Origin of the sequence: Listeria valentina (genome assembly GCF_011800755.1) — a bacterium.
GTDB classification, from domain to species: domain Bacteria; phylum Bacillota; class Bacilli; order Lactobacillales; family Listeriaceae; genus Listeria; species Listeria valentina.
Map to the genome: position 1 here is coordinate 1 of NZ_JAATJW010000091.1, position 6,310 is coordinate 6,310.

Consider the following 6,310-nt stretch of genomic DNA (forward strand, 5'->3'; position numbering starts at 1 on the left):
ATACATATCTTTATTATTTGTTTTGGAACCATTCAGAATAACATAGCTCTAAAACCTCGGAAAGTTTTTCCGACATTTCGTAATCGCGCCACTCATCCCTAGCAGAACTCCCATTCCGATGGTTCTTTTTACTGCTACGTCTCAATTTCTCATAACTTCATAATAAATCTTTAGCCATAAAAAGGCAAGCTTCCTTTATCTTCTAAACCCTTGATTATAACACATGCCACAAAACGAACTAACAACAAAAAGAGAGGTCTCCGAAAAATTTCGGAGACCTCTCTTTATTTGCAGATAAAAATGTAGGCCATGTGCTTCTTTCAAAGCTAAAAGCTCTTATCCTCCGCTTTAAAAAGCGAATTCATCGGCTTTTGTTACATCATGCCGCCCATTCCACCCATGCCGCCCATATCAGGAGCTGGAGCTGGGTTTTCTTCTGGTTTGTCAGCTACAACAGCTTCAGTTGTAAGCAGAAGTGCTGCTACAGAAGAAGCGTTTTGAAGTGCTGAACGTGTCACTTTCGTTGGATCCACAATACCAGCATCAATCATATCAACCCATTCACCGTTTGCTGCGTTGAAACCAATGCCAATTTTTTCATTTTTTAAGCGTTCCACAATCACAGAACCTTCAAGTCCAGCATTGTGCGCAATTTGACGGATTGGTGCTTCAAGTGAACGAAGAACAATATTTACACCTGTTTCTTCATCCCCAGTAGCTTCCACTTCTGCTACTTTTTTATAAACATTCACAAGCGCTGTTCCACCACCGGAAACAATTCCTTCTTCAACTGCTGCACGAGTTGAGTTTAACGCATCTTCAATCCGAAGTTTACGTTCTTTTAGTTCTGTTTCAGTTGCAGCACCTACTTTGATAACTGCTACGCCGCCAGCAAGTTTTGCCAAGCGTTCTTGTAATTTTTCTTTATCAAAATCAGAAGTAGTTTCTTCCATTTGCGCACGAATTTGGTTAACGCGTGCTGCGATTTGATCGGAATCACCAGCGCCTTCAACGATAGTTGTATCATCTTTTGTTACAACCACTTTTTGCGCTGTTCCAAGTTGATCCATGGTTGCTGATTTAAGATCAAGGCCAAGGTCTTCTGTAATGACTTGCGCACCCGTTAGAATGCTAATATCTTCAAGCATTGCTTTACGGCGGTCACCGAAACCTGGTGCTTTGACAGCCACTACGTTAAAAGTACCACGAAGTTTGTTCAGAACAAGAGTTGCTTGTGCTTCTCCGTCAACATCTTCTGCAATGATCAAAAGTGGACGACCTTGTTGTACAACTTGTTCAAGAAGCGGAAGTATTTCTTGGATATTTGAGATTTTTTTATCGGTAATCAAGATGTATGGTTTTTCAAGTTGAGCTTCCATTTTATCGGAATCTGTTACCATGTATGGACTTGTATAGCCACGGTCAAATTGCATCCCTTCTACAACGTCTAGTTCAGTAGAGAAGCCTTTTGATTCTTCAATCGTGATGACTCCGTCGTTTCCAACACGTTCCATCGCTTCAGCAATCAATTGTCCTACTTCTTCGTCTCCAGAAGAAATTGCTGCAACTTGTGCGATCGATTCTTTTCCTTCAATCGGTTTCGAGATGTTTTGTAGTTCTTCGATCGCTTTTGTAACAGCTTTTTCAATTCCGCGACGAATACCAACTGGATTGGCACCAGCTGTTACGTTTTTCAAGCCTTCTTGAATCATAGATTGAGCAAGTACTGTTGCAGTCGTTGTTCCGTCCCCTGCGATGTCATTTGTCTTAGAAGCTACTTCAGAAACAAGCTTAGCTCCCATATTTTCAAACGCATCTTCAAGTTCGATTTCTTTTGCGATTGTGACACCATCATTTGTAATCAGCGGTGAACCAAATTTCTTTTCAAGAACAACGTTACGCCCTTTTGGTCCAAGCGTTACTTTTACTGTATCAGCTAATTGATCTACACCACGAAGCATGGCGCGACGAGCGTCTTCACTAAATTTAATATCTTTTGACATAGTTTAATTCCCTCCAATTTATATCGCTTTCGTTTTCTATTTTTACTTCGTAACTGCTAAAATATCACTTTCGCGAATAATTAACAGATCTTTTCCTTCATAAGTTACTTCCGTTCCGGAATATTTAGAGAAAATAATACGATCCCCTTCTTTTACTTCAAGAGGTTCTTTTGTGCCATTATCAAGCACACGACCAGAACCTACCGCAACAACTTTTCCTTCCTGCGGTTTTTCTTTCGCTGAATCTGGTAAAACGATTCCGCTCGCTGTTTTTTCTTCTGCTTCAATCACTTCAATAACAACACGATCTCCTAATGGTTTTAACAAAATAATAACCTCCTCTAAAATAAGTATCGCAACTTTTAGCACTCCGATCACTCGAGTGCTAACACAATTCTTATATTAGTCAAAAAAGGTTAAAATTGCAAGCAGAAAGGATTCAGTTTCACAAAAAAATTTTCCACTACATTTGCCAAAAGCGACCGCTTCCGAGTACAATAGTAAAGAAGTAAAACACGAAGTTTTTTATGGAAGGATGCGGTTTTTTGCCCAAACATTATTGGACAATCATATTTACTTATTTTATCATGCTCTTTTCTGGAGTCATTGGGGCCCCGATCGTACGAGCTATCCTTCAAGCAACGAGCACGCAACCTGATACGACACTAAATGCTTTAGCCGTAGTAATTTGGACGATTTTCTCTAATCTACTCGCACTTCTGATCGCTTGGCTCGTACTCCGGAATAAACCCGAAACCAATAAAATCATTTTGGGGGAAAAAGCAAGTTCTGCGACTAGCTTACTGTGGATTGTACTTGGCTTTATCATTTTAATAGCCTCGCAGTACATTGCCATTTATATTACCGCGTTATTCATTGGTATGCCAAGTGGTTCTGCCAACACCGAGAGTTTGCTTGGCTATGCAAAAGCAGCGCCTATTTTCTTGTTTTTCATCAGCATAACAGGTCCGATTCTCGAGGAAATCGTATTCCGAAAAGTGATCTATGGAGGGCTCGCAAATTTGATCAATATCCACGGCGCCGCTGTCATCAGTTCATTTTTATTTGCTCTTCTTCACGGGGATATGAACTACTTACTTGCCTATTTCTTAATTGGATTAGTTCTTTGCTATCTATATACCAAAACAAAACGGATTATCGTTCCGATGGGAGCACATATTTTGATGAATACTTTTGTCCTGATCATCGGACTCACTATGGGAGGTTAATCAATGAATCGACGTTATCTCATGCAAGGACTGCTTTATTTCATCCTTGGCATTGTTTTCGTTTACTTCGCCATCCAGCAAGTAAATACAGGCGGATGGGGCATTTTTGCATATGTCATCATGGCCATGGCTGCGATTGACTTTGTGACTGCCATCCGATTTATTTTTCAAGGCCTACGAGGAAAAGGCAATCCTCAAGATAAATAACTAAAAAAGAAGCTTTCTTTGCGAAAACAAAGAAAGCTTCTTTTATTTTTCCATCAAACTTCATCAAATTCTAGGCCTGGCTCGGCGTTCATGATAAGCCCCGCAAAGTGTCCTTCTTCCATCTGCACGGTTCCTGCAGCAGCAATCATCGCCGCATTATCCCCGCAAAGCGATAACGGTGGAATAATTAGCTCCACATCCGGAAGTTCTAGATTCACTTCTTCAATCAATTGCTCGCGCAAGCCACGGTTTGCCGCCACTCCACCAGCTAAAAGCAACTGCTTCACGCCATATTCACGCGCAGCACGAATCGTTTTCGAAACTAAAACATCCACCACACTCGCCTGGAAACTAGCCGCCATGTCTCTTGGACTTGGTTCTAAGTTTTTTTGTCTCATATTGTGCAGCTGATTAATAAAAGCAGATTTCAATCCACTAAAACTAAAGTCATAGCTCTCATCATCAATCATCGCACGTGGAAAATGAAAGGTATCTTCCCCTTCTGCGGCAAGTTTATCAATTTGAACACCACCTGGATAAGGAAGTCCTAATGTTCGAGCCACTTTATCATAAGCTTCCCCAGCCGCATCATCACGAGTTTCGCCAATAATTTCAAAGGAGTTCTCTTCTTTCATATAAACTAGTTCAGTATGTCCTCCACTAACTACGAGCGCAAGCAGCGGGAACTTAAAGTCTGTTTCAAATCGGTTAGCGTAAATATGGCCAGCAATATGATGCACTGGAATTAGCGGTTTTCCACTTGCAAAGGCAAGCGCTTTTGCAGCACTGACACCAATAAGAAGTGCACCAACAAGTCCTGGTCCTTCGGTAACCGCGATGCCATCAATTTCTGCCATTTTGACACCCGCTTGTTCAAGCGCTTCTTCGATCACAATCGTAATTTGCTCCACATGATGACGAGAAGCAATTTCAGGTACGACTCCGCCGAAACGTTTATGACTTTCAATTTGGGAAGCCACCACGTTCGATAGAATCTCGTTTCCGCCGCGCACAACAGCAGCAGCCGTTTCGTCACAGCTCGATTCAATTCCTAATATCAATTTTTTTTCTTTACTCATGTTAAGTCCACCCACATTACAAGCGCATCTTCCCCATTATCCGGATAATAATTCTTCCGGAGTGCGCCATTTTGGAATTTTAATTTTCGATACAGATTTTGCGCTGGTTGATTGGACGTCCGAACTTCAAGCGTCAAATGCTTCGCTCCAAATTTTTGAGCAACCGAAATCAGTTCCCGCATAAGCGCTTCACCGTGTCCATTTCCTTGATAGTCAGGAAGGATGGCTACATTCGTGATATGTCCTTCATCTAATATTAGCCAAATTCCCGCATAGCCTATCACTTCATCATTGAGCTTAGCAAGTAAATAATACGCATATTGATTTGCCGTAAATTCGCCAAGAAAGGCTTCCGCCGTCCAAGGAGAACTAAAAACAGCACGTTCAATTGTTAACAGTTCTGGAATATCTTTTAGCTCAGCTTTGGAAAAGGTTAGATTCACTGCTTTTCCCTCGCTTCAAGCCACTTGCTCTCCGCTTCTGCGAGCTTCAAATAACTTGGCACAAAGCTCATCGGATCTTCTCCCGCTTTATTTTCTGCTAAAGTAACAAGTGCAGCTGCTCGTGGATAAGTCAGATAAGGCGGAGCAAATATAGCCCGACTTCCTAACTTCTTGGTGATGATTTCCTGAAGCGATTCTGAAAGCACACCGACAAAAAGCACCGATTTTTCCGCCGCTTCGAATCCAGCTAGAAGGTCCACTAAAGCAATATGTTGATCGGGAAGCGTACTCATTAATTCGCCTTTTCGCACTTCATAAACACCTGCATAGACATTATTTCGCCGTGCGTCCATCAAAGCTATGATCGGTCCTTCAAAAAAAGACGCATTTTGAGCTAAAACTTGAAGGGAAGAAATACCAACAAGAGGGATTTCAAGTTCATAAGCAAGCGTTTTGGCCGTCGTTACCCCAATTCTTAGACCCGTAAAAGAACCCGGTCCTCTAGAAACCGCGATTTTGGTTAATTCATTTGGTTTTACCTGACATTCCTTGAGTAGTGCATCAATCGCCGGAAGAAGCCGAATACTGTGGTTTTTCTTAAGGTTGGTTGTAAACTCTCCAACAATTTGTTGCTTATTTGAAAGCGCGATACTCATCGTATCCGTTGCTGTATCAATTCCGAGAATCATTGTTCATAACCTCCGCTAAAAGCTGGTCGTAGCGAGCGCCGTAAGACTCAAGAATTAACTCGCGCTTTTCGTCACTTACACGTTTTATCGTAAGTTTTAAATACATATCGGGGAGTTCACTTGCAATAAAATGAGCCCATTCGACAACACTTACGCCACCAGCATCAAAATACTCAAATAGTCCGAGTTCATCAAGTGAAGCTTCTTCAAGCCGATACACATCCATGTGGTAAAGTGGTAATCGCCCTTTGCCATATTCACGCACAATTGTAAAAGTTGGGCTTTTAATCACTTTATCAATTCCAAGTCCTTTTGCGAGTCCCTTTGTGAAAGTGGTTTTACCAGCTCCCAAGTCTCCTTCAAGCAGGATAAGATCAAACGGTTTTAGCAACTCACCCATTTTTTCGGCAAACTGAATCGTTTCTTCCTGACTATTTGAATAAAAAACTTGCTTCATTCTTTTTTCACCCGTTCCATTATTTTCTTCTCATATCATACCATAAAGCTAGTCGTTTTAACATCAACAAAAAACAGCTACTCAGGGATTCCCGAGTAGCTGTTTTCAATTTTTTATTAGAGACTTTCTTCTGAGAGATCTAAATCTTCAAGATCAGTTGTCTTCACTTTGTCACCATACATGACTTTCATGAATGCTTCTTG

8 protein-coding genes are annotated in these 6,310 nt (G+C 41.3%); 2 read left to right on the forward strand and 6 right to left on the reverse strand.

What is annotated here, in order from left to right; all coding sequences use genetic code 11:
• Positions 1-374: 374 nt before the first annotated feature.
• Together groL and groES are read right to left on the reverse strand one after the other, a co-directional pair.
• Entirely contained in the window at positions 375-2,003 is a 1,629-nt protein-coding gene (gene groL, locus HCK02_RS12930; RefSeq protein WP_167630516.1) for a chaperonin GroEL, read from the reverse strand.
• A gap of 42 nt (positions 2,004-2,045) precedes the next feature.
• A complete protein-coding gene (gene groES / locus HCK02_RS12935; protein WP_167630517.1) occupies positions 2,046-2,330 on the reverse strand; it encodes a co-chaperone GroES in 285 nt (94 codons plus the stop codon).
• A 218-nt stretch (positions 2,331-2,548) separates the two neighbouring features.
• Between groES and HCK02_RS12940 the strand changes: the two genes are divergently transcribed.
• The gene (locus HCK02_RS12940) at positions 2,549-3,232 is read left to right on the forward strand and encodes a CPBP family intramembrane glutamic endopeptidase (protein WP_167630518.1); all 684 of its coding nucleotides are present in this window, start codon (positions 2,549-2,551) and stop codon (positions 3,230-3,232) included.
• A 3-nt stretch (positions 3,233-3,235) separates the two neighbouring features.
• Positions 3,236-3,439 (forward strand): YdiK family protein, encoded by a 204-nt coding sequence (locus HCK02_RS12945; protein WP_167630519.1) that lies wholly within the window; start codon positions 3,236-3,238, stop codon positions 3,437-3,439.
• Positions 3,440-3,492: 53 nt separating this feature from the next.
• On the opposite strand, the gene tsaD is transcribed toward HCK02_RS12945, so the two are convergent.
• The 4 genes from tsaD to tsaE are packed head-to-tail and all read right to left on the reverse strand — an operon-like array spanning position 3,493 to position 6,107.
• Positions 3,493-4,518, reverse strand: a complete 1,026-nt coding sequence (tsaD, locus tag HCK02_RS12950; protein ID WP_167630520.1) for a tRNA (adenosine(37)-N6)-threonylcarbamoyltransferase complex transferase subunit TsaD — start codon at positions 4,516-4,518, stop codon at positions 3,493-3,495.
• The gene (rimI, locus tag HCK02_RS12955) at positions 4,515-4,961 is read right to left on the reverse strand and encodes a ribosomal protein S18-alanine N-acetyltransferase (RefSeq protein ID WP_167630521.1); all 447 of its coding nucleotides are present in this window, start codon (positions 4,959-4,961) and stop codon (positions 4,515-4,517) included. The genes tsaD and rimI overlap by 4 nt, the downstream gene beginning before the upstream one ends.
• Positions 4,958-5,650 (reverse strand): tRNA (adenosine(37)-N6)-threonylcarbamoyltransferase complex dimerization subunit type 1 TsaB, encoded by a 693-nt coding sequence (gene tsaB, locus HCK02_RS12960; protein ID WP_167630522.1) that lies wholly within the window; start codon positions 5,648-5,650, stop codon positions 4,958-4,960. The genes rimI and tsaB overlap by 4 nt, the downstream gene beginning before the upstream one ends.
• Positions 5,634-6,107, reverse strand: a complete 474-nt coding sequence (gene tsaE / locus HCK02_RS12965; RefSeq protein ID WP_167630523.1) for a tRNA (adenosine(37)-N6)-threonylcarbamoyltransferase complex ATPase subunit type 1 TsaE — start codon at positions 6,105-6,107, stop codon at positions 5,634-5,636. Before tsaE ends, tsaB begins: the two co-directional genes overlap by 17 nt.
• Positions 6,108-6,310: the final 203 nt, after the last annotated feature.

Excerpts from the sequence above, each read along its gene's own strand:
- groL (WP_167630516.1), bottom strand. The coding sequence starts at position 2,003 with ATGTCAAAAGATATTAAATTTAGTGAAGACGCTCGTCGCGCCATGCTT.
- HCK02_RS12945 (WP_167630519.1), top strand. The coding sequence starts at position 3,236 with ATGAATCGACGTTATCTCATGCAAGGACTGCTTTATTTCATCCTTGGC.
- tsaD (WP_167630520.1), bottom strand. The coding sequence starts at position 4,518 with ATGAGTAAAGAAAAAAAATTGATATTAGGAATTGAATCGAGCTGTGAC.
- tsaB (WP_167630522.1), bottom strand. The coding sequence starts at position 5,650 with ATGATTCTCGGAATTGATACAGCAACGGATACGATGAGTATCGCGCTT.
- tsaE (WP_167630523.1), bottom strand. The coding sequence starts at position 6,107 with ATGAAGCAAGTTTTTTATTCAAATAGTCAGGAAGAAACGATTCAGTTT.